22 protein-coding genes and 5 pseudogenes are annotated in these 20678 nt (G+C 68.9%); 16 read left to right on the top strand and 11 right to left on the bottom strand.

Annotated features, from left to right (window positions below; translation table 11 throughout):
• Nucleotides 1-57 precede the first annotated feature (57 nt).
• A pseudogene (locus OG798_RS48840) lies at nt 58-249 on the top strand (cysteine hydrolase); the annotation flags it as partial.
• Between the two features lie 195 nt (nt 250-444).
• Here OG798_RS48840 and OG798_RS48845 read toward each other — a convergent pair.
• On the bottom strand, nt 445-1053 hold the full coding sequence (locus OG798_RS48845; RefSeq protein WP_328759400.1) for a TetR/AcrR family transcriptional regulator: 609 nt from the start codon (nt 1051-1053) through the stop codon (nt 445-447).
• A 92-nt stretch (nt 1054-1145) separates the two neighbouring features.
• Here OG798_RS48845 and OG798_RS48850 point away from each other — a divergent pair, with 92 nt between their 5' ends.
• The 4 genes from OG798_RS48850 to OG798_RS48865 all read left to right on the top strand — a co-directional run bounded on the left by OG798_RS48850 (nt 1146) and on the right by OG798_RS48865 (nt 3835).
• On the top strand, nt 1146-1886 hold the full coding sequence (locus OG798_RS48850; RefSeq protein ID WP_328759401.1) for an SDR family NAD(P)-dependent oxidoreductase: 741 nt from the start codon (nt 1146-1148) through the stop codon (nt 1884-1886).
• Nucleotides 1887-1898: 12 nt separating this feature from the next.
• The gene (locus OG798_RS48855) at nt 1899-2552 is read left to right on the top strand and encodes an NADPH-dependent F420 reductase (protein WP_328759402.1); all 654 of its coding nucleotides are present in this window, start codon (nt 1899-1901) and stop codon (nt 2550-2552) included.
• Nucleotides 2553-2672: 120 nt separating this feature from the next.
• The gene (locus OG798_RS48860) at nt 2673-3065 is read left to right on the top strand and encodes an ester cyclase (RefSeq protein ID WP_097283084.1); all 393 of its coding nucleotides are present in this window, start codon (nt 2673-2675) and stop codon (nt 3063-3065) included.
• Nucleotides 3066-3148: 83 nt separating this feature from the next.
• Nucleotides 3149-3835, top strand: a complete 687-nt coding sequence (locus OG798_RS48865; RefSeq protein ID WP_328759403.1) for an SDR family NAD(P)-dependent oxidoreductase — start codon at nt 3149-3151, stop codon at nt 3833-3835.
• Between the two features lie 697 nt (nt 3836-4532).
• On the opposite strand, the gene OG798_RS48870 is transcribed toward OG798_RS48865, so the two are convergent.
• Nucleotides 4533-5387 (bottom strand): TetR/AcrR family transcriptional regulator, encoded by an 855-nt coding sequence (locus tag OG798_RS48870; protein ID WP_328759404.1) that lies wholly within the window; start codon nt 5385-5387, stop codon nt 4533-4535.
• Between the two features lie 140 nt (nt 5388-5527).
• On the opposite strand from OG798_RS48870, the gene OG798_RS48875 reads away from it, so the two are divergent.
• A complete protein-coding gene (locus OG798_RS48875) occupies nt 5528-7753 on the top strand; it encodes an MMPL family transporter (protein WP_328759405.1) in 2226 nt (741 codons plus the stop codon).
• Nucleotides 7754-7953: 200 nt separating this feature from the next.
• Here OG798_RS48875 and OG798_RS48880 read toward each other — a convergent pair whose 3' ends face one another.
• Nucleotides 7954-8535, bottom strand: a complete 582-nt coding sequence (locus OG798_RS48880) for a TIGR03086 family metal-binding protein (RefSeq protein WP_328759406.1) — start codon at nt 8533-8535, stop codon at nt 7954-7956.
• An 85-nt stretch (nt 8536-8620) separates the two neighbouring features.
• Here OG798_RS48880 and OG798_RS48885 point away from each other — a divergent pair, with 85 nt between their 5' ends.
• Together OG798_RS48885 and OG798_RS48890 are read left to right on the top strand one after the other, a co-directional pair.
• The gene (locus OG798_RS48885; RefSeq protein ID WP_328759407.1) at nt 8621-9232 is read left to right on the top strand and encodes a TetR/AcrR family transcriptional regulator; all 612 of its coding nucleotides are present in this window, start codon (nt 8621-8623) and stop codon (nt 9230-9232) included.
• A gap of 30 nt (nt 9233-9262) precedes the next feature.
• Nucleotides 9263-9481: pseudogene (locus OG798_RS48890) on the top strand (SDR family oxidoreductase); the annotation flags it as partial.
• 138 nt (nt 9482-9619) lie between these two features.
• On the opposite strand, the pseudogene OG798_RS48895 reads toward OG798_RS48890, so the two are convergent.
• From OG798_RS48895 to OG798_RS48910, 4 genes and pseudogenes are all read right to left on the bottom strand, one after another.
• A pseudogene (locus OG798_RS48895) lies at nt 9620-10171 on the bottom strand (RNA polymerase sigma factor); the annotation flags it as partial.
• A 565-nt stretch (nt 10172-10736) separates the two neighbouring features.
• Nucleotides 10737-11279 (bottom strand): annotated as a pseudogene (locus tag OG798_RS48900) (UdgX family uracil-DNA binding protein); the annotation flags it as partial.
• Between the two features lie 196 nt (nt 11280-11475).
• Nucleotides 11476-11610: a hypothetical protein gene (locus OG798_RS48905; protein ID WP_328759408.1), complete on the bottom strand. Its 135-nt coding sequence runs from the start codon at nt 11608-11610 to the stop codon at nt 11476-11478.
• 132 nt (nt 11611-11742) lie between these two features.
• Nucleotides 11743-11967, bottom strand: coding sequence for a hypothetical protein (locus OG798_RS48910; RefSeq protein WP_413254812.1), 225 nt, complete (start codon nt 11965-11967; stop codon nt 11743-11745).
• Nucleotides 11968-12150: 183 nt separating this feature from the next.
• On the opposite strand from OG798_RS48910, the gene OG798_RS48915 reads away from it, so the two are divergent.
• Nucleotides 12151-13326 carry a PP2C family protein-serine/threonine phosphatase gene (locus tag OG798_RS48915; RefSeq protein WP_328759409.1) on the top strand — a complete coding sequence of 392 codons (1176 nt, stop codon included), beginning with the start codon at nt 12151-12153 and terminating at the stop codon, nt 13324-13326.
• An 843-nt stretch (nt 13327-14169) separates the two neighbouring features.
• Nucleotides 14170-14376 (top strand): DUF6381 family protein, encoded by a 207-nt coding sequence (locus tag OG798_RS48925; protein WP_095850559.1) that lies wholly within the window; start codon nt 14170-14172, stop codon nt 14374-14376.
• A 165-nt stretch (nt 14377-14541) separates the two neighbouring features.
• Here the strand turns inward: OG798_RS48925 and OG798_RS48930 are convergent, their stop codons facing one another.
• Entirely contained in the window at nt 14542-15093 is a 552-nt protein-coding gene (locus OG798_RS48930) for a helix-turn-helix domain-containing protein (protein WP_328759410.1), read from the bottom strand.
• 233 nt (nt 15094-15326) lie between these two features.
• On the bottom strand, nt 15327-16025 hold the full coding sequence (locus tag OG798_RS48935; protein WP_095850558.1) for a TetR/AcrR family transcriptional regulator: 699 nt from the start codon (nt 16023-16025) through the stop codon (nt 15327-15329).
• Nucleotides 16026-16191: 166 nt separating this feature from the next.
• Between OG798_RS48935 and OG798_RS48940 the strand changes: the two genes are divergently transcribed.
• From OG798_RS48940 to OG798_RS48965, 6 genes are all read left to right on the top strand, one after another.
• On the top strand, nt 16192-16893 hold the full coding sequence (locus OG798_RS48940) for an SDR family NAD(P)-dependent oxidoreductase (RefSeq protein WP_328759411.1): 702 nt from the start codon (nt 16192-16194) through the stop codon (nt 16891-16893).
• 106 nt (nt 16894-16999) lie between these two features.
• A complete protein-coding gene (locus OG798_RS48945) occupies nt 17000-17353 on the top strand; it encodes a DoxX family protein (protein WP_257016274.1) in 354 nt (117 codons plus the stop codon).
• A gap of 92 nt (nt 17354-17445) precedes the next feature.
• A complete protein-coding gene (locus OG798_RS48950; RefSeq protein WP_121413611.1) occupies nt 17446-17751 on the top strand; it encodes a hypothetical protein in 306 nt (101 codons plus the stop codon).
• Nucleotides 17752-17815: 64 nt separating this feature from the next.
• Entirely contained in the window at nt 17816-18499 is a 684-nt protein-coding gene (locus OG798_RS48955; RefSeq protein ID WP_328759412.1) for an SDR family NAD(P)-dependent oxidoreductase, read from the top strand.
• Between the two features lie 179 nt (nt 18500-18678).
• Nucleotides 18679-18876 carry a hypothetical protein gene (locus OG798_RS48960; protein WP_121413609.1) on the top strand — a complete coding sequence of 66 codons (198 nt, stop codon included), beginning with the start codon at nt 18679-18681 and terminating at the stop codon, nt 18874-18876.
• A complete protein-coding gene (locus OG798_RS48965; RefSeq protein WP_121413608.1) occupies nt 18873-19259 on the top strand; it encodes a winged helix-turn-helix transcriptional regulator in 387 nt (128 codons plus the stop codon). Before OG798_RS48960 ends, OG798_RS48965 begins: the two co-directional genes overlap by 4 nt.
• A 79-nt stretch (nt 19260-19338) precedes the next feature.
• Here the strand turns inward: OG798_RS48965 and OG798_RS48970 are convergent.
• Both OG798_RS48970 and OG798_RS48975 read right to left on the bottom strand, forming a co-directional pair.
• Nucleotides 19339-19565: pseudogene (locus OG798_RS48970) on the bottom strand (IS630 family transposase); the annotation flags it as partial.
• Nucleotides 19566-20072: 507 nt separating this feature from the next.
• Nucleotides 20073-20573, bottom strand: a complete 501-nt coding sequence (locus tag OG798_RS48975) for an allene oxide cyclase barrel-like domain-containing protein (protein WP_257016273.1) — start codon at nt 20571-20573, stop codon at nt 20073-20075.
• Nucleotides 20574-20678 lie beyond the last annotated feature (105 nt).

The following is a 20678-nucleotide window of genomic DNA, read 5'->3' on the forward strand; positions in this document are numbered from 1 at the left end:
CAGAAGCACCTCCAGCGCGCGCGATGGCATTTACCACGCCCCCGGCGCGCACCGAAGGTGCGCTGGACCGCTGACCTGAAGATCGCCGAGCAGGTGAACCGCTTGGTCCGACTGTCGCGCCAGGCCGGGGATTTGGTGGTGTGGGTGCTGCACTCCGAGCCCGGCACCGGCGACGTTTTCGACCCGGCCCTCGGCCATGTCCGGCTCATGGAGGAGCTGGAGCGAGCGGACGGGGTGCAGATATGCCACCACCGCGGTCAGCCGGGGCCCGTACTGCACCGGCGCGTCCACCCCGGCCGGAGCATTTGCGCAGGTCGCCGTCGCGCATCCGCACCGCCGCGCCACGAGCCGGTGCTCGACAACCCGGGAAGTTGCCCATCACGCCGCCGAGAGATGATCGCCCGCCAGGCTCACACGGCACGGCCCCCCGCAGCCACGCCGGTGTCAGGACAGGGGCCAGTGGCGCAAGGCGGCGTCGGCCAGCTCCTGCAAGTCGTCGCGGGCGACGCCGCTCGCGGCTTGGACGGCGATGCCGTAGGCGAGGGTGGTGAGGTAGCGGGCCAGGAGGCCGGGGTCGGTCTGCGGGGGCAGATCGCCGTCATCGACGGCGCGCCGGAACCGCTCGCGGATGCGGGCGTATCCGGTAGTGCGCCAGTCGACGAGGAGGGCGCGGACATCCTGGCCGGAGTCGCTGGTGGCCAGCGCCCCCTGGACGCCCAGGCAGCCGTGGGGGTGGGCCGCGCGGGTGGTGGTGCGCACGGTGCCGGCCAGGATGGCGGTGGCGACGTCAAAGGCAGTCGGCTGCTCCAGGGCCTGGGCCAGGTAGGCGCTCGGGCCGTCGGTGTAGCGCTCCAACACCTTGCGGAACAGCTGCTCCTTGTTGCCGAACGCGGCGTACATGCTGGTGGTGGAGATCCCCATCGCGTGCGTCAGGCCGGCGGTGCTGGCCCCCTCGTAGCCATGCTGCCAGAACACCAGCATGGCGCGCTCAAGGGCGGCGTCGGCGTCGAATCCTCGCGGTCGGCCGATCGGGCCGGTCGGTTTCGTCTCCACCCCCACACCCTACCCCTTCCGCAGTGTTCGCTGCAGAAGTGCTACGGTCCACTTCTGTAGCGACTGCTGCAGAAATGGAAGGGGCGGCACACATGGGACTGCTCGACGGAAAGAGCGCTCTCGTCACCGGGGGCAGCGCCGGCATCGGCCTGGCCAGTGCGGTCCGGCTGGCAGCTGAAGGCGCGCACGTCTTCATCACCGGCCGGCGCGCGACCGAACTCGACGCGGCTGTCGACCTGATCGGTCCTGCGGCCACTGCGGTGACCGGCGACATCGCGAACCTGGACGACCTGGATCGGCTCTACGCCACCATCCGCAGCCGGGGCGGGGGCCTGGACGTGCTGTTCGCGAATGCCGCCGTCGCCGCGCTCGCTCCGCTGGAGCAGGTCACCGAGGAGCACTTCGACACCCTGTTCGGCATCAACGTCCGTGGCCTGCTGTTCACCGTCCAAAAGGCCCTGCCGCTGCTCAACGACGGCGCCTCGGTGATCGTGAACGGCTCGACCAACGGGGACGTCGGCGATGCGGAGCTCGGCGTGTACGCGGCGACCAAGGCCGCCACGCGCTCGTTCGCCCGGACCTGGGCAAACGAACTCAAGGGACGCGGCATCCGGGTCAACACCCTCACCCCCGGCCCGACCGACACCCCCGCCCTGGCGGGGCTGACCCCCGACCCGGAACGGTTCAAGCAGCACCTGATGACGCGGGTGCCGCTGGGCCGGCTCGGGCGCCCGGAGGAGGTGGCCGCCGCCGTGGCCTTCCTGGCATCCGAGCAGAGCAGCTTCATCACCGGTTCGAGCCTGTACGTCGACGGCGGCCTGAACCAGATCTGAGAGGCGGACCCCATGCCCACCATCGGGATCATCGGCGCCGGCGAGGTCGGCAGCCAGATCGCCCGGGCGGCCCTGGCCCACGGCTACAGCATCGTGATCGCCAACTCGCGCGGACCGGAAACCCTGCAGCACCTGGTCGCGGAACTCGGCCCGTCCGCGCGGGCCGCCCGCGCCGCGGACGCTGCAGCCGCCGGCGATTTCGCCGTCGTGGCCGTCCCGCTGAAAACGGTCAACAACCTGCCGGTCGACGCCCTCGCCGGCAAGATCGTATTGGATACGAACAACTACATGATCTGGCGCGACGGTCACTTCGCCCGCATCGACTCCGGCGAGACGACCGTACTCGAGCTGCGCCAAGAGCACCTGCCCGCCTCCCGGGTCGTCCAGGCGTTCACCCATATCCAAGCTCCCCGCATCACCACCGCCGGCCGCCCCGCGGGCGCCCCCGACCGGCTGGCGCTTCCGACCTCCAGCAACTTCCCCGACGCCGTCGACCTCGTGACCCGGCTCTACGACCAGTTCGGCTTCGACACCGTCAACAACAGTCCATTGAGCGCCTCGTGGCGCACGGCCCCCGGTCAACCCGCCTGGACCGCGCTGGCGCACCAAACGCGCGACGAGCTCATCGCCAACCTGAGCCGAGCACAGCGCCTTGCTCCGACGTGACGCTGACCGACGGGCCCCCTCCGCAGCCGCGGCCGTCCGGCGCGGCCGCGGCGGGCATCCCCGCTCCGACCCTCCACGCGCGGCCCCGATCCGGAGCCACCCCACAGAAAGGCCCCTCACATGTCCGACAGTGATCTGCGCACGTTCTACCGGCGCTACCTCGAAGCGCTCAACGCCCACCAATTCGATGGCATGGACGCATTCATCAACGACCGGACCACGTTGAACGGGGAGCCCGCCACCCGCGACGACCTCCTGGCCGTGCAACGGCAGGACGTGGACGCGGTACCGGACCTGCACTGGGAGTTGCAGGAGCTGCTCTTCGACGGTGACCGTCTGGCTGCGCGCCTGGTCAACACCGGCACGCCCGTGAAGCCCTGGCTCGGCGTGGCTCCCACCGGCGCCTCGTTCGAGATCGTCGAGTACGCCATCTACCAGGTCCGCGACGGGCGGTTCGTGCACATGACCGCCCTGCACGACGCCGGTGAACTGCGCCGGCAGCTGACCGGCTGACCTGCACGTTCGCGCTTGCCCCACTTAGACATGTCCGCATACCGACAATAGCCCGCTCGGGCACTTCACTTGCGAGGATCTGCATGACCATCACACTGATCACCGGGGCCAACAAGGGCATCGGCTTCGAGACCGCCCGACAGCTGCTGGCGGTGGGCCACGTGGTCTACCTCGGCGCGCGGGACGTCGAGCGCGGACAGCAGGCCGCGGCGGCGTTGGGCGCGAGATTCGTGCAGCTCGACGTGACCGATGACGCCTCCGTGCACAGCGCGCTGGCGGCCATCGATGCGGCCGAGGGCCGGCTCGACGTCCTGGTGAACAACGCAGGCATCTTGGGGGACGGAACCCTCGACGGCCCCACCGCCCTGCGCGCCTTCGACACCAACGCGGTCGGCCTCGTGCGGGTCACGGAAGCGGCGCTGCCCCTGCTGCGCAAGTCCGCGAACCCCACCGTGGTGACCGTCTCCAGCAGCGCCGGATCCTTCTGGGCCGTGACCAACCCGGACCGTCCGGAGTACGCCTTGCCGCTGGCGTTGTACTCGGCGTCCAAGGCCGCCGCCACCATGCTCACCGTCCAGTACGCCAAGGCCCATCCGAGCATCAAGTTCAATGCCGTCGAACCCGGCACCACCGCGACGGACCTGACGGCGGCCTTCGGTGTCGGCAGGACGCCGGAGGAGAGCGCGAGGGTCGTCGTACGTCTCGCCACACTCGACGCGGACGGCCCGACCGGCACCTTCCAGGACGAAAACGGGGAGGTGCCCTGGTAGGCAGGCCAGCGCGGCTGGGAGGGCCCAGCCGCGCCCAGGCCGGCGGGTCACCGGCCACATCCATGCGGTGTCCCGTCCCCTGCGGGCAAGCGGCGCCGGACACATCCTCGACGTCGTGCACGCCGACCGCCTCGCCCCCGCGCATCCACGACAGGGCGCTCTTCGCCATGGACCTCATCGCCCGCCACCCACACGGACGAGCTGCTGTCCAGCATGCAGTGCATGGTGCGGACCCTCGCCGCCGCCGGCGAGGGTCCGGCGCCACCTCGGTTGTGACCAGGTGGGAGGTCCGGGAGTGCGGTGGGCACGCCACCACATGTGAACGGATCGGCCAGGCGCTCGCAGGTCTGCGGATTGCTTGCCCGATTGCGAAGCGCCTTTCCCCGTGAAGGCAGGTGACGACAGCAGGTGCTCCCAGATACGGGGCGAGCCGCATACAGCCCTTTCCCGGCCGGCCTGTGGCCCGACCTGCTCCGCGCCCCGGTGAGTTCACTCAGTTCAAGCGGCTCCGTATCGCCCGAAGCACGCCTCGGCCGCCCAGCGGCGGCCGGCCACCCGGTGCTGCCGGCCGGGCCACTGCCAGGAGGCGGACTTCGGCCCTCGCCCAGTTGTGGACGCGCGGGCCGTGCGCGCCGTTGCCGCACGAGCGGCGCTTCTGACGCCACCGCCCGGACGAGCGTCACATCTTGACGGTGCCTCACACCGCCCCGGCCTCAACGGCGCCCGCGCGCCCCGGGATTCGCCGGTGGATGTCCGCGAGCATGTTGCGCATCGCAAGATGGAAGAGCTCAGCCTCGTGGTCCCCGAGGAACGAGGTGTGTCCGAACACCTCGAGGACGACCATGCCGTGCATGCGCCCCCATGCCTCCATGAGCAGGGCGATCGCGGGCGGCGGGAGGACTCCCGGCCCGTCCGGGGGCAGCTGGTCCAGGTAGGCCCGGAACTGGGGCGAGAGCGGGGGCATGTCGGCCGCCGCGAGCTGCTCCAGGCTGAAGCCGCCGAAGAGCTCACGCTGGAAGATCGTACTCATCCGGCGGGCGGCCATGGTGGAGGCGCCGTCGGCCGGGGCCGCGTAGCCCCGCAGCGGTGTCCCGAACAGGAGCTTGAACCGCTCGGGGTGGGCGATGGCCCAGCCCCGGTAGCCCTCGGCCGCATCCAGCAGACGCGACACGAACGGCCGGTCCGCCACCGAGTCCGCCGCAGTGCCCCCAGCGCCCGCAGCCGAGTCGGCCGTCGAGTCGACGGCGGCCTGGACGGCGGCGAACAGGTCCTCGTACCCCTTGGTGACGAGCATCGTGACGAGGGCATGCCGGTTGGGGAAGTAGTGGTAGAGCGCCTGCACGGTCATGCCGAGGCTGCGCGCGACGGCCCGTAGGGACAGCCCCTCAGGACCGTGCTCGGTGATGTGCAGTTCGGCGGCGTCCAGGATCTCCCGCACCGCTGTGGCCCGCCGTCGCTCCCGCAGCGTGGGCGGAGCAGATGAGGCGGATCGAGCAGCCGGGGCGGAGGGAGCAGACGGGGCGGCGGTCTTCGGCAGTTCGGGTACGGGCATGCGCCCACCCTACGGTGCGCCTCTGACACCTGAACATAAACCGAGCACTGTCAGGTAAATCTCGCACTGCCAACTTTCCCATGGTCTCCCCTAGCGTCGTCGCATCCCCGCAGACACATTGACCTCAAAGGAGATTCCGCGTGTTCGAACGCATAGCCGAGCTGGCGATCCGCCGGGCCCGGCTGGTACTCATCGTCGCCGTCGTGGCGACAGCTCTCATGGGTGCCCTCGGTAGCGGCGCATTCACCAAGCTGCTGGGCGGCGGTTTCGATGACCCGGCGTCCCAGTCCACCCGTGCACGCGATCTCATCGACGAGAAATTCGGCGGCGAGACGAACCTCGTGCTGCTGGTCCGCGCCGGCGACGGCCGGGTCGACACCCCGTCTGCCGAGCAGAACGGCAAGGCACTGGTCGCGAGCCTGAAGAAGGAGAAGACGCTCGCGAACGTCGTCTCGTACTGGGACACGCGGAGCGCCCAACTCCTGTCCAAGGACGGCCGCGAGGCCATGGTCCTCGCCCACGTCAAGGGCGACCCGACCCAGCAGCAGAAGAACGCCACGAGCCTGCTCGACGATTACGACGGCACGTACAACAAAGCCCTCACGGTACGGGCCGGTGGGGTGGCCGCCGTCGGCAACGACATGTCGACGCAGGTGGTCGAGGATCTTGAACTGGCCGAGCTGATCGCGATCCCGCTGACCCTCATCCTGCTGCTGTTCGTTTTCGGCAGCGTGGTCGCCGCGCTGCTGCCGCTGGCCATCGCCGTCATCGCCATCCTGGGCTCGTTCGCCGAACTGTCCCTGCTCGCCGACGTCACCAGCGTCTCGAACACGGCGACCAACCTCACCACGGCTCTCGGCCTGGGACTGGGCATCGACTACGGCCTGTTGATGATCAGCCGGTTCAGGGAACAGCTCGCAACCGGCGCGAGCGTGGAGGACGCCGTCCGCCGGACGGTGCACACCGCCGGCCGCACCGTCGCGTTCTCCGCCTCCACCGTGGCCGCCGCACTCGCGGCGCTTCTCGTCTTCCCGCAGTATTTCCTGCGCTCGTTCGGCTTCGCCGGGGTCGGCGTCGTCGCCATCGCGGCCGTCAGCGCGCTGTTCGTCATGCCGCCGCTGCTCGTCGTCCTGGGGCACCGGGTCAACAAGGGGCAGATGCCCTGGGCGAAGACCGCGAACGTCACCACGCGCGTCTCCATATGGGCGCGGCTGGCGCGTACCGTCATGCGGCGGCCCGCGCTCACCGCGCTGCCCGTCCTCGCGGTCCTGCTGGTGGCGGCGAGCCCGCTGCTCGGCATCACCTTCGGCACCCCGGACGAACGCGTGCTGCCCAAGGACGCCGAGAGCCGCCAGGTCTCCGCGACGCTCCAGAAGAACTTCAACGGCAACGACAACGCCGCCCTCCAGATAGTCATTGGCCAGAACGTCGGCCAGAACGTGGACAAAGCCCCGTTGGACAAGTACGCCGATCAACTGTCCCAGCTCAAGGGCGTGGTACGGGTCGAGACCAGCACCGGAACCTACACCCACGGGCAGGAATCGGCGGCCGGTCCCGGCAGCGCCAACCTCAGCCGCCCCGACGGCCAACGGTTCAGCGTCGTCAGCTCCTTGACGCCGAAGTCCGACGCGGCGCAGAGCCTGGTCGGCGACGTACGGGCGCTCACCCCGCCCCCCGGCACCCACCCGCTGGTGGGCGGCATCGACGCCGAACTGGTCGACGCCAAGCACTCCATCAGCGGCCAAATCCCGCTCGCCATCGGCCTGGTCGTCCTGACCACGTTCGTCCTGCTCTTCCTGTTCACCGGCAGTATCGTGCAGCCGCTGCGCGCCCTGGCCCTGAACGCGATCACCCTGGTGGCGACGCTCGGCATCATGACCTGGATCTTCCAGGACGGCCATCTCTCCTCCCTGCTCGGCTTCACGGCGCAGCCGATGGAGATGTCGATGACCGTGCTGATGTTCTGCATCGTCTTCGGTCTGTCGATGGACTACGAGGTGTTCGTCACCAGCCGGATCAAGGAACTCCACGACCAGGGCGAGGACACCGAGTCCGCCGTCACCAACGGCCTCGGGCACACCGGGCGCATCGTCACCGCCGCCGCCTGCCTGCTCGCGGTGAGCTTCTTCGCCTTCGGTACGGCCAAGCTCAGTTTCATGCAGATGTTCGGTCTCGGCAGCGGACTGGCGATCCTGATCGACGCTGTCGCCATCCGTGGTGTGCTCGTTCCCGCCGCGATGCGCCTGCTCGGCGACTCGGCCTGGTACGCGCCCGGCTTCCTGCGCAGATTCCACGGCCGGTTCGGCCTCAGCGAAAGCGCGCCCGAGCCCGCTGCCGCGCCCGAACCCGCAGTCTCACGGGGTTGACCCCGGCCCACAGCGTCCGGCCCGGCGCGGAATCCGGCTGGGGCGACACCGTCCAGCGGGCCGCGAGCCTGCTGACGAGGCAGCGCCCCCGGCGGGTCTCGGCGTGCGGATGATCCAGGGCGCACAGCTCCGGCGGGGCGGGCGGCAGTTGCCGCCCGCCCCGCCGGTCCGTCAAGCGAGGACGACGCCGCAGGCGCTCATCAGCGCAGCTGAACGGGGGGCGCCCAAGCGGGGTTGCGGCCGGTGAAAGCGACCAGCCGGTCCAGAGGTGGTGCGCTTGCGTCGAGGGCGATTTCGGGGCCGAAGGGCATGCCGGGGCCACGGTATTCCGGCTGGATCACGCCTTCGAGCACGGTGAGGGCATGCTGGCAGGTTTGCGGGTCCGGGTTCCATCGCTGGCCGGTCGCACGGGCCAGGTCCCAGCCGTGGCCGAGCGTTTCGATCAACAGCAGGTCGATGACTACGGAGCCCGGATAGGCGCCGCCCAGCAGCGGAACGTTCACGGTAGCTGTCGCGAGGCCGCCGGCCAGGGCCGATCGGATCGTGGTGGTGAGGTGCGCGATCACGGCACTCGGGTGGTCGGGGCCGGTGAACGCGGACGGGTCGGGCCGGTCGCTGCCGGACGGGTCAGTCAAGGCAGTGTCGAAGTAGGTGAGCCAGCCCAGCAGGTGGCGGCGCAACGTGCTCACGTCGAAGTCGTCGCACGGTGTGGGGAGCTTGTCCTGCTCAGGAGTGATGCCGGGGAACTGGTGAGCCAGGTCCTTGAGTACCGGAAAGATCATGGAACCACTTTCTCTGATAGGTGACTATATCGAGTGTAGGCTACTGTCAACGATCAACGATCGGGCAGGGTCTACAGTCATAGGGGTGGTGACACAAGAGGCCGGGCGGCGGGCCGAGTACGCGGCAGCGACCCGTCAAGCGATCCTGCTGGCGGCGCGGGCACTGTTCGTCGAACGGGGCTATTTCGACACCCGGGTGCAGGACATCGCCCGCGCGGCGCGGGTAGCAGAGCCCACCGTCTACGCGGCGGTCGGAGGCAAGAGCGGTGTGCTACGCACACTCATCGAGGACGGGGTGCGTGCCGCTGAGGCCGGCGGCATCTACGAGCGGATCGCTGCGCAGACCGACCCCGGCGCGCTGCTTCGCATGCTCGTGGACGGCACTCGAAGCGAGTTCGAGCTCTGGTCGCCGATCATGCGTCAGGCGATCGCCGTCGCACCCCAGGACGCCGGAGTCCGGGAGACCGTCGGCGCGGCGCACGACAGCCTGCGCCGCGGATTGCGGGCCACTGCGGCCCGGCTCGCAGAACTGGGCGCACTGCGTGCCGAAGTCACCGTCGACGAGGCTGCGGATGTGCTCTGGTACTTCCTCGGCAACGCCTCCTACTTCACACTGACCGACGACTGCCACTGGCCGCTCGCCCGCTCCGCCGACTGGCTGCACCGATGCCTCACCGCCGCGCTGCTCGGCACGTAAGGAAGTGGCCGGCCAGAACCGCACGCCGTCGTGGGCGTGGAGGCCGCGCGATGTGCAGCCGCCGGGAACGGCCTGCGCCTCGGCCGTAGACTTCCTTCGATCATCGCCCAGGTCGGCGCGGTACGGGCCGAGGCCCGACAGCGGGGCGCGGAGCTGCGGGTCGAGAAACTGGACGTGACCGACCCCGGCGACCGGGAGAACGCCTGGACCTGGGACATCGAGGTCCTGGCGGGGCGACCGTCGACATCCCCGAGGAGTCGCCGGTGACGGCCTCGGTGGCGAACATCCTGCGGAAGTCGTGGGGCGTGTACTCCGGTGTGCCGCAAGGTTTCGATGACCGCCCAGGACCAGAAGGCGTCGTCCTCCACCAGGCTCTGGTTGATGCGGCGCCCGGTGCAGTCTGGACTTCACGGTTCCGACCGCCACCCCGAGCGTTGCCGCAGCCGCCTGCTGATCCAGGCCCGACCACACGCAGAGCTCGACGACATCGCGTTCGTGGCGCGGCAGCCGAGCCAACGCCCGGTGGATTTCCGACATGCGACGCTCGTCGTCGACCAGGCCGGCGACACGGTCCGCGTGGTCGCCCACCGGCTCGTCATGCGAGACGAGCCGGCGCAGCAACGCCTCGGCCCGCCTTAGCCGCCGCCTGGTGTTCGACAGCAGGCCGTCGGCGATGCCCAGCAGCCACGGCAAGGCCGAGTCGCGGTCCAGCACCGTCTCCGATCGCCGACGCCAGGCGTGCAAGAACACGGTCGACGTGAGGTCTTCAGCTTCGGACCAGTCGGCCGTGCGCCGGAACAGGTGGTTGTAGACGGTCTTCCCATGGCGGTCGAACATCCGACCGAACGCCTCCCGGTCGCCGTCGACGGCCCTCGCCCACAGCTCTCGGTCAGATATCCCTCCGGCCGGTACGGCGGGACCAGCATCGTTCAGTTCCATGCTCTGTACGTGTCCGGCAACCGGCCGGAGGTTCCCGCTGAGCTAGCTCCGCTTTGACGGACGGATCTGGCCCTGCGGTGAAGACACGTCTTCAGTCGATGTGTAATCACTCGAGTCCATTTGCGTGCTTCGTCCGCCCCCTGGAGGCGCTACTTCTTCACGCGGGCTGCCGATGACGGGGGCCTCGCGGGGGCGACGGCCCCACTGTGTCTGCGGCACTGGGCGCGACGGGTCAGACTCGGGGAATGCGCGGGCGAACCCGGTCCATGACGGCGGCAGCTGGGCGGCCCAGGGAACCAAGGCGGCGGCCCGCGGCGATGGCGCATGCCCGTTCACGTCTGCGTGGCCAGGGCCGCTTCCAGGGGTTCCAGGTCGCCGTACAGGGCTGAGTGGAGGGCAGCGGCAAGCTGACGGCTAGCCGTTGCCACCACCCCAGCCCACCAGACAGACGAATTTCACTGCAGAAACCCGCCATCGACCAGCACGAGTCCCCTCCCGTTGCCGCGTACGAGGGACTGGTATCAGACCTGCAAGTCGCGGCGCAGATGTTGCGGAGTCGCCATTGAGGCAGCGGAATGAGCGTTCCGCGGTCCTTCGTCACGCTGAACGGCCGCCCGAGCAGCGCCTTCCCTGCCGTCGCGCCCAGGGCCACCACCACAGCCGGCCGGATCAGGCGCAACTCAGCGTGGAGCCAGGGCCCGCAGGCGGTCAGCTCCCGCAGGTCCGGCGCTTTGTGGATACGGCGTTTGCCGCCTTCGGCGAGCGTGAACTTGAAGTGCTTCACGGCGTTGGTGACATACGTGGTCTCCCGGTCGATCCCGGCCTCCGCCAGGGCTTTGTCCAGCAGTTGGCCGGCCGGGCCGACGAAGGGCTCGCCCCTCTTGTCCTCCTGGTCTCCGGGCTGCTCCCCGACGAGGACAAGCCGCGCCGTGGCTGCGCCTTTGCCGAAGACGGTCTGGGTGGCGTTCTCGTGGAGGGGGCAGCCCCGGCACTCCGCCGCCGCACGCCGGAGTGCGGGGAGGCCGCCCCGCTTCGGCAGGTAAGGGGTGGCGTCGTACGCGTCGGGCCCCGGGTCATGGTCGGCGAGGGCATCGTCGGATCGGCTCATTTTCCCACCTGGTCACATTTTGCTAGGACCGCCGCTGCCGACGGAGCCGGTGGAGCTTGCGTCCCATCGGGAGACGTCCTGGTTCTCGCTGCCCCGGCCAGGGCCGCCTCGGCTCCCGTCGGCGTACCGTCATCCCCAGACGGACCGCCCGCATCAGCACGCCGCCGGGCGCCGCTCTTCCCGTATGTGTGGAAGCCTACGGCTGGACGTCTGCGTCGTGCTTCTCCTGCCGCCCGCTGCGCAGCAGCCAGGTGGCACCGCCGACGGCCAGGGCGACCGGCCATTCCAGGGCCCCGGCTACGGTCAGCGCTCCGAGTCCTCCGTAGAACACGAGATGTTGCGGGTGCTCCGCTGTCCGCGGTCTGTCCGGTGGCTCCCTCGGTCCACGCTGCGGTGGCCCGCAGGAACCACATGTGTTCGTACTGCCGTTCCCGCTTGGGGCTCGACCCACGAGGCATGATCGTCACTGCGCGAAGCCCCGACCATGCTCTGGATCGGCCGAGGAGACAATAATCAGCAGCGGCACCAGTGTGAGGAACCCCAGCGCCGCGAAGCCCAGCGAACGCTGCACCAACTCCAGATCGCTGCTCCGCCGCCATCCGCGTCCGACTGGTGAATGGCTGATCACGCGGCCCAGCCGTTCGAACAGAGAGGAACGGCCCGCGGCACCCGAGGTCTTCATCGGCATGCCTTTCGACTACCACGGTCGACACCGGCGCCCCGCGAGGGCGCGACGCACAGCTTCTGTGACCGTGCGCTTCACCTGGCGAGTGAGCGGTTGGGTCGGCGAGGCTGAGGATGTGAGTTGGCGGGGGATGCCGTGTCGATGTCCGGGCTCGCAGCCGCCCCCGTGGGGGTGCAGGGTGGAGACGTGGCAGCCCAGCAGCGCTTTGCCGGTCTGCGGCAGTCATGGCAGTCCAGCCATGCGCTGCTGGTGATCCCTGTTGTGCTCATCCTGGTGATCACTTTGGTGGATATCCACTCTCCCCCAGACGTCCATCTGGGACCGGCGCTGGTCATCGCGCCCGCGATCACTGCCTCGTTCGCCGGTCCCCGGCTGACCGGCTTCATCGGAGTTCTGGCCTTGGCGGCCCAAGTGATCATTGGCGTGCTTCACGGCGGGCTGGCCACAACGAACCACGTGGTGCAGTTGGTCACCATCGCGGTGCTCTCGGTTTTGGTTGTGTTCTTGAGTGCGGTGCGCGAGCGGCGCAGTCGGCAATTGGCCCAGGTGCGGTCGGTTGCGGAGGCCGCGCAGCATGTCCTGCTGTGGCCGCTGCCGGACCAGATCGGGCCGTTGCAGGTCGCCTGCCTGTATCTGGCGGCCGAGGACGAGGCCCAGATCGGCGGCGATCTGTACGCGGCCACCCGCACGGAGCACGGAACTCGCGTGATGATCGGTGACGTGCGAGGCAAGGGCCTGCCCGCCATCGGCGAGGCCGCCCTGCTGCTCGGCGCCTTCCGTGAGGCCGCCCACCAGCACACCACGCTGCCGACGCTGGCCGCTGGGCTGGAACAGAGCGTCGCCCGCTACCTGACCGACTTCGAACCAGAGGACGAGGCCGGGGAACGCTTCGCCACCACCTTGCTGCTGGAGATCCCCGACGAGGACCCCATCACCCGGCTGATCAGCTGCGGCCACCCTCCGCCCTTGCTGCTCAGGCCGGGCGAAGCGGTCACGGTTCTCGTGCACCCCGCGCCCCCGCTGGGGGTTGGCCGCACTGGATCGGAGGACTACACCCTCGATGTGTTCTCCTTCGAGCCCGGGGAGACCCTCCTGCTGTATACCGACGGCGTCATCGAAGCCCGCGACCCTGCTGGCATGTTCTACCCGTTCACGGATCGGGCAGCCCAGTGGACCGACGCCAGCCCCGAGACGCTTCTGCATCACATGCGGCGCGATCTTCTCGCCCACGTCGGCGGACGCCTCGACGACGACGCCGCCCTGATCGCGATCCGCCGCACGACCGCTCCGCATCCGAGCCGTCGCCGCGGGAGGATTCTCCGTGGCGGCGGGTTCCGCCACGGCTCCGCAACAAGCCAATGAGCAGGCGCGCTGACTGAATACGCAGCCTCGCCGACTCAAGCGCTAACTCGCCAGGTGATGCGCTCAGTCACACACTTCCCGAACGACTCAGGAGGAGGCCCTGATCCAGGAAGCCGATGTCCGTGAGTGGCCCAACCACAACGTCGTGGATCCTGGCGGCCACAAGATCGACGCCCGCGAAGCGATCTATATGGCCACCATCACTGACGACGAACCGGCCAGGGCCACGGCCCGGACCGGACTGCCCACGTTCACCGTCTAGCCTTCTTCCCCTCAACGACGCGATCCTCGGGCCGGACTACGTCAAGGTCCCTTACGCCAGGGCACTGGTTGAGAAGGCGCCCTCGGTCGGCATGGACGACCCGCCGAGGCAGAAGAAACGATCTTCCAGTGCTACGACATGACCTACCGACCAGGCGCAGGGGGCGAGAGGCAACTCGCGCGCCGCTGACCACCCGCCCCTTGAATCCCAAGGAGGTAATTGCGCCATATCGCCTGGGTTGGCGTGCGCCGGTCCTGCTCGCAGTGCAGCAGATACCCGCGGGGACGGTCGTACCCGAACATGGTCTCCACCGGATAGCCGCGCCCCGTCATGTCCTCCGCCTCACGCAGGCAGAACCACAGCATGTCGTAGACCTCTTGCGCTCAGGGGCCCGGCGTCTTCGTCGGTTTGCCCATCCAGGACGGATGGGAACCGATGGCCGTCGTCACGCGACGGTTCCATGACCGCGTCCTGGGACGACGGGCCTGTGGTGATAGCTCACGGTGACGGTTCGGGATGCGGGGGTTATCGGGTGCTGATTGGCTGATGGTCCGATCTTCCCGACTGTCCAAGGAGTGACCATGAGTGCCGCAGGCGAATCCGGCAACCGAGCCCAGCAGATGCGCGAGAAGGCCCAGAAGCTGACCGAAGCCGCGGAGCGCGCGACCGACCCACAAGAGCGTCAGAAGCTTCAGGAGCAGGCACGGGGCCTGCAGGAGCAGATCGAGCAGCAGGGCCAGCCTGGTGAGAGCAGGTCCAAGGGCACTGGCGGCAGGCGGAACCAGTAGCCCCCTGAGTGCGCTCGGCCGCTCAATGGCAGATGGCCTCCAACCCTGTCCGTGACTGGCTGGAGGCCATCTGCGACCGGTTTCTGCCGCATGGGCAAGAAGTTGAGCCAGGGCGGAACCTCCCGCACTTCCGTCCCGGTCGTGACAACGGAAGTTGTTGCACTCTCAGCCTCCCCCATGACTCATGCGTAACCCCGTTGACGTGCTGCAAACCTCAGGTGTCACGGCCTTCACGAGACGCCTCACTGGCCCCAGCTCGTCGGCGCAAATCACGGTCGCGTCGTCGGGCGGGTGGGTGGGTGTAGAGGCCGATGATCCTTGTCCTTTTGGGACGAAGTCCCGGTCCTTCGATCGCATCCAGGACCGGGCGCCGCGCCACCGCATTCCTTCGGCGAGCAGCTCGCGTCTGACCTGTGAGCGGCCCACCTCGATCCCTTCGGCCCGTGCTGCCGCGCCCAGGGAATCCAGGGTCCACTCGGATGGTCCGGACTCATCGAAGGCCCACAGTTCCCCGACGGGCTCCCACCGCAGTCGCCCCGGCGGCACGGTCTTGACCAGGGAGATGATCCGGGATCGTTCCTCTTCGGTGATCCGCCGCCCCTTGCGGCCCTGCCCGCCCAGATCCTCCAGCCCTTGCAGGCCCAAGCGGTTGAAGCGGTGCAGCCAGCAGCGAACCGTTTTCTGGCTGCAGTCCGGCTCCACAGCGATTGCCGACACCCGCAGCCCCGACCAGCTCAGCTCGGTCAGGGCGGATGGCCCGGATGCGGTCGTCCTCCCACCCTTCCTCCACAAGGAGGTGAAACAGCACCTCGCCTGGTTCGCTGAGAAGGGGCACGAAGACCCTCAACCATCCGGTGGTCGGCGAGCTGATCCTGGACCGCCGACCAGAACCTGCCGGCAACGCCCTCCGTCAGCTGAGGAGGGCGGACAGGCCGGCGCGGCCCAGCGGGTCAGCGGTTCTGCTCCGGCTTCCGTGCGGTGTCGCCCGCCGGGACGGCGCGGAGCATGGCCCTGTAGAGGTCATCGTGCTCGGGCGAGGCGGGAAGGGGGGCCCGGGCCGGGGCCTCGAAGGACTGGATCATCAGGGCGACGACGCGTCGCCAGGCGTCGGGAGCCGCGTCGCCGCAGGCGTTGACGACGCCGAGGTTGGCCATGTGCAGCAGTACCAGGTCCGAGGGGTCGAAGTCCTCGCGCAGTCGGCCCGTGGACTTGGCGCGGCCGATGAGCTGCACCATGCCCTCGTACGCCTCGTTCCGGCGCTTCTCCATGGCCTTGGCGGTGGGGAAGGTCATGGTCAGGACGTCGGCGAAGCCGTTGTCGGCGGCCTGCATCGCGCAGGCGGCTTCGATGTAGCCGGTGAATCCGTGCCAGGGGTCGGGGTCTTCGAGGGCGGTGGCGACCGCGTCGGCGTAGGCGTCCATGCGGTCGGAGAAGACGGCTGCGACCAGCGCCTCCTTCGTGGGGAAGTGCCGGAAGACGGTGGCGATTCCGACGCCTGTCTGGCGGGCCACGGAGGCCATGGAGGCGCCCAGGCCGTCGCGTGCGAACACGGTGCGCGCGGCAGCGAGGATCCGCCCCCGGTTGCGCTCGACGTCACTGCGCACAGGCGGGGCTGCGGGGGCGTCGGAGTGCTGGTCGCCGGGGTTCATGGGGGCAGTCTAGCAATCGGAAAGCCCTATCCATTTCTTGTGCTACGGTGGTTGCAGTGAACCGGAAAGGGCTATCCGGATCTCGAAACGGATAGCCATTTCCATATCTCCCCGTCTCCTCAGCGCCGCTCGTGTCTCCTCGACGGCGTTCCATGAAAGGATCACTGTGACCAGCATCGCCATTGTCGGAGCCGGCCCCCAGCTGGGTCTGGCCATCGCCCGTACCTTCGGCTCCCAGGGCTACGACGTCGCCCTGATCTCCCGCAACCGCACCAAGCTCGACGATCTCGTGGGCACACTCACCGCCGAGGGCATGACCGCCGCTGCGTTCCCCGCGGACGTACTCGATCGCGACGCCCTCACCCAGGCGCTCAAGGACGCCGCCGCACAATTCGGTGGGATCGACGTCCTGGAGTACTCCCCAGTGGGCACGTTCGGCATCACCACGCTGACTGCTCCGGCCGGAACCGAACCGTCCCATGTCGAGTTTGAGATGAACTTCCAGCTGTACGGGGCCATCGCTGCCACCAAGGCAGTGCTGCCGGCGATGCGCGAGGCCGGCGCGGGCACCCTGCTCTACACCACCGGCGCCGGCTCGATCTGGCCTGACCCGCGGGTCGCCAACGTCAACGCCGCCGCGGCGGCGCTGCGCAACTGGGCGATGAACCTGCACAAGGAGCTGGTCGGCACCGGCATCCAGGCAGCCCACGTCGGCATCGACTCGTCGATCGGCGTCTCCGTCCTCCCTGGCGTGGAGGCGGCCCGGCCCGAGCAGATCTCACCGATGTACTGGGAGCTGCACACCACCAAGCGCGAGGAGGACGAGCTCGTCTTCAAGCTCGATGCCGAGGGCTTCCCCCGCGGCTGACACCACACCAGCTCCCTCGTCGAACCCTAATCGCGCCGCGGCCCGCCACGCCGCGTCGCGATCCCAGAAGAGGGCTTCCGCTCTGAAGCACGCGTGCCTGTGGATCGTGCAGAGCCTGCTGGCCGTGGCCTTCGCGGCCTCCGGCGTCCTCAAGACCACCAAGTCCCGTGAGCAGCTCAGCCCACAGCTGCCATGGGTGAGCGATGTCTCGGCTGCGGCGGTGCGCCTGATCGGCCTGGCCGAGTTCACCGCAGCCCTCGGGCTGATCCTCCCGGCCGCCCTCAACATCGCCACCGTACTCACGCCCCTGGCTGCCACGGGGCTTACGGCCATCATGATCCTGGCCATGGGCATCCATGATGCCTGCCGCAAGGAGCCCTCGAGCATCGCGTTCAACGCGATCCTGCTCATCCCCGCCGCCATCGTCATGTGGGGCTGCTTCGGACCCCACGCCTTCTGACCGGCCCATCACGGGCCGCTGGTGGCCAACAGCCCCATGGATGCCGGCTCTATACCCGCCTCCGGCTCTTCCCCCCTCGCAAGGGAGCAGACATGACCACAGCCACCGACCTGCCAGACATTGACTCGATGTCGTTCGACCCCCACTCGGCCCGTCTCGTCGAGGCGTTCAGAGGCGCTCTGGTCCGCATGCGCGACGGAGAGGACCTGACGGTCGAGGACCTCGACACGGCAGCCGATCTACTGCGGATGGTGCAGGCGGCCAAAGGTGACTCTCTGGCGGCTGGAGTCATGCCGCTGCTCAGGGAGGTCTTCCAGGGAGGTCGGGACGGCGGCCCCGCCTCGGAGAGCCAAGGATCCCTCTCACGTCCAGCCGGGCAACCTGCCGATCCGTCCTGACGAAACCGGAACCCAGGTGGTGGTGACGGTACGCCAGCAAAGACCCCCACCCCTCTTTGAAAGGATGACTGTGACCAGCATCGCCATTGTCGGAGCCGGCCCCCAGTTGGGTCTGGCCATCGCCCGTACCTTCGGCTCTCAGGGTTTCGACGTCGCCCTGATCTCCCGCAACCGCGACAAGCTCGACGCCCTCGTCGGCACCCTCACCACCGAGGGCATCACCGCCGCCGCCTTCCCTGCGGACGTACTGGACCGCGACGCCCTCACCCAGGCGCTCAAGGACGCCGCCGCACAGTTCGGTGGGATCGACGTCCTGGAATACTCCCCGCTGGCCGAGCTCGACACCAGCGCGATGACCACCCCGGCCGAGGCCGATCTCGTGCACGTGCAGCACGAGATCGAGTTTCACCTCTACGGCGCCATGGCCGCCACCAAGGCGGTGCTGCCCGCGATGCGCGAGGCCGGCACCGGCACGCTGCTGTTCACCACTGGCGCGGGCTCCATGAACCCCCAACCACCGACCGCCAACATCGACACAGCCACGGCCGCACTGCGCAACTGGGCGATCAACCTGCACAAGGAGCTTGCCGACACCGGCATCCAGGCCGCCCACATCGGCCTCGACGTGACGATCGGCGCCTCCACCTTCTACGGTCAGCCGCAGGCCGCGGCCGACCGACTCGCTCCTATCTACTGGCACTTGCACACCACCAACCGGGACCAGGCCGAGCGAATATTCAGAGGCTGACCCACGACTGATCGTCCTGCCAGCGCACAACGTCCCAAGCCGTACCAGCATCTGGCCGCCGAGGAGGCGCCTATGACCTACGCATGCGACCACGAGATCACACCGTGGCTTCCGCCCCTCCCCAGCGGGCCATGTTCCGACGTCCGAGCACCGCGCACGACGCCTGCGGAGCAGTTCGTATGTCGAACCTCCTTGCCACACGAACGAGATGGGCCCGCTGTCTCGGTGAGGGTGACCGGGACACCGCCCATGAATCCCTCCATGCCGCACCCGCACCCGCCGAGTACCTGCACGGAGGACCCAACTCCGAGTCGGCGCTCGACCCACGCATCCTCGCCGACATGACCGCGGCACTGCGCCACGGCCGCGGCGTATGAATCGGCCGACGCACCGGGCCGGCGACAGCGCAGCCCGTCACGATGCGGAGACCCGTACACAGGTCGACGAGGGCATCACACGCGTCTTCCAACTCCTCGGAAAGCGCTGGACCGGCCCCATCGTGTCCGTGCTGATCACGGGACCGACGTACTTCGCCGACCTGCGCCGGGCGATCCCCGGAATCAGCGAGCGCATGCTCTCCAACCGCCTGACCGAGCTTGCCGCCACGGAACTTGTCGTGCGCGAGGTGGACAACGGGCCGCCACTGCGGGTGTCCTACCAACTAACGGAAGCGGGCGCGGCATTGGAGCCTGCGCTCAAAGAGCTCGCACAGTGGGCGAAGACCCATCTGCCGGAGCCGAGTCGGCCGATCGGCTGCTGAAGCCGTACGTCCAGGGCGGCGGAAAGCCGTCGCGCCCTACTCGGCGGTCAGCGTGCGGCTGCCAGGACGCCTCGTCCCACTAGTCTCCTGAGTCAGGAATCCTGTTCAGATAGCTGGCGACGTTCGAGGATCTCGTCTGCGGTCTTCGTCCAGACGTAGGGCTTAGGGCTTCGGGTCGGTGTTCCATGCGGCGATCCAGTTGCGGATGTCCTTCTCCAGGGCTTGCACGGACCGGTGAACGCCTCGCCGTATCTGTTTGTTGGTCAGTTCGGCGAACCATCGCTCGACGAGGTTCAGCCAGGAACTTCTTGAACTCCTCGGCCCGATGCCTGCGGTGCAGAGAGCCGAAAGGTCACCCAGACCGGCGATCCGGTACTGCACGAACCTGGCCCGCCCACGGCCCACCGCATGCGGCGTGGAACCGAGTTGAGCCGCCACGTCCTTGTTCGAGGCGCCTTCCGCCCAGGCCAGGTGATCCGACACCGCAAGGCCCACGCCTGCGGCGTGGAACGACCCCGCACCCACCCCTCAAGTGCGGCCCGCTTGGTGTGCACCGGTGGCCGTCCAGGCTTCCTTCCGACCGGGAGCAGCGGCTCCAGCTTCGCCCACTGCGCGCGCCTCTGACGCACCCCCTCCGGACCAGCACCGACCGCGGCTGTTCCTGGACGGTCACCGCCACCGGGCCGACGGCATCGCCACAGCCCAAGCCTGGCGGCCCGCCGCCGGCACCGGGCACCTCCGAGCCGGTACCCGCCGACCCGCACCACGAAGAGCAGGTGGACGGGTCAGCCTTCTCACCGGGGGCAGGGCCAGTCAGCGGTCGAGGTCGATCGTGAAGCGCCTCGTGCCCGGAGCGATCGTGTCGGCGTGGACCGAGCCGCGAGCCCGGTCGAATTCTCCGGTGCCGCCGGTGATCCCGTTGTCGAACGAAGGGGGAGGGCCCGGGTTGAGAATGCCGAAGACCATTCCCTGCACGGAGAGCTGGCCGCCCGGGAGGTTGTAGGTCACGACGCACTCCTCCGCTCCGCTGTTGTCGACCCGGGTGGTGGTGCAGGTACCGTCGGTGTCGCCGACCTGGTTGCCGTACTGGTCGAAGAGGATCGAGCGGAAGACGGTCCGATCGCCCTGGGCGGGGGCGCCGCCGGGGTTGACGGGGAAGCGCGTCTGCTGCGCGAGCCGGCCGATGAGTGTGATGACCCGGTCTCCGCTCTTGGCGTGGGCGGAATCGGTGTCCGTCGCGGCGGCGGCCGCGACAGGGGCGCAGGCGAGAAGGGTAACCAGCGCAGTGGCCGTGCCGAGACAGGCTGCTCTCATGGGGCGCATCGTGTGGCTCCTGAGGTTGATGCTCATGAATGGTCAGGTCACGCATTCATAACCTCGGCTCTGCCGCCGCCCGGAACGTCCCGGCGCGACCCACCG

This window comes from Streptomyces sp. NBC_00271, assembly GCF_036178845.1.
Taxonomy (GTDB): Bacteria; Actinomycetota; Actinomycetes; order Streptomycetales; family Streptomycetaceae; genus Streptomyces.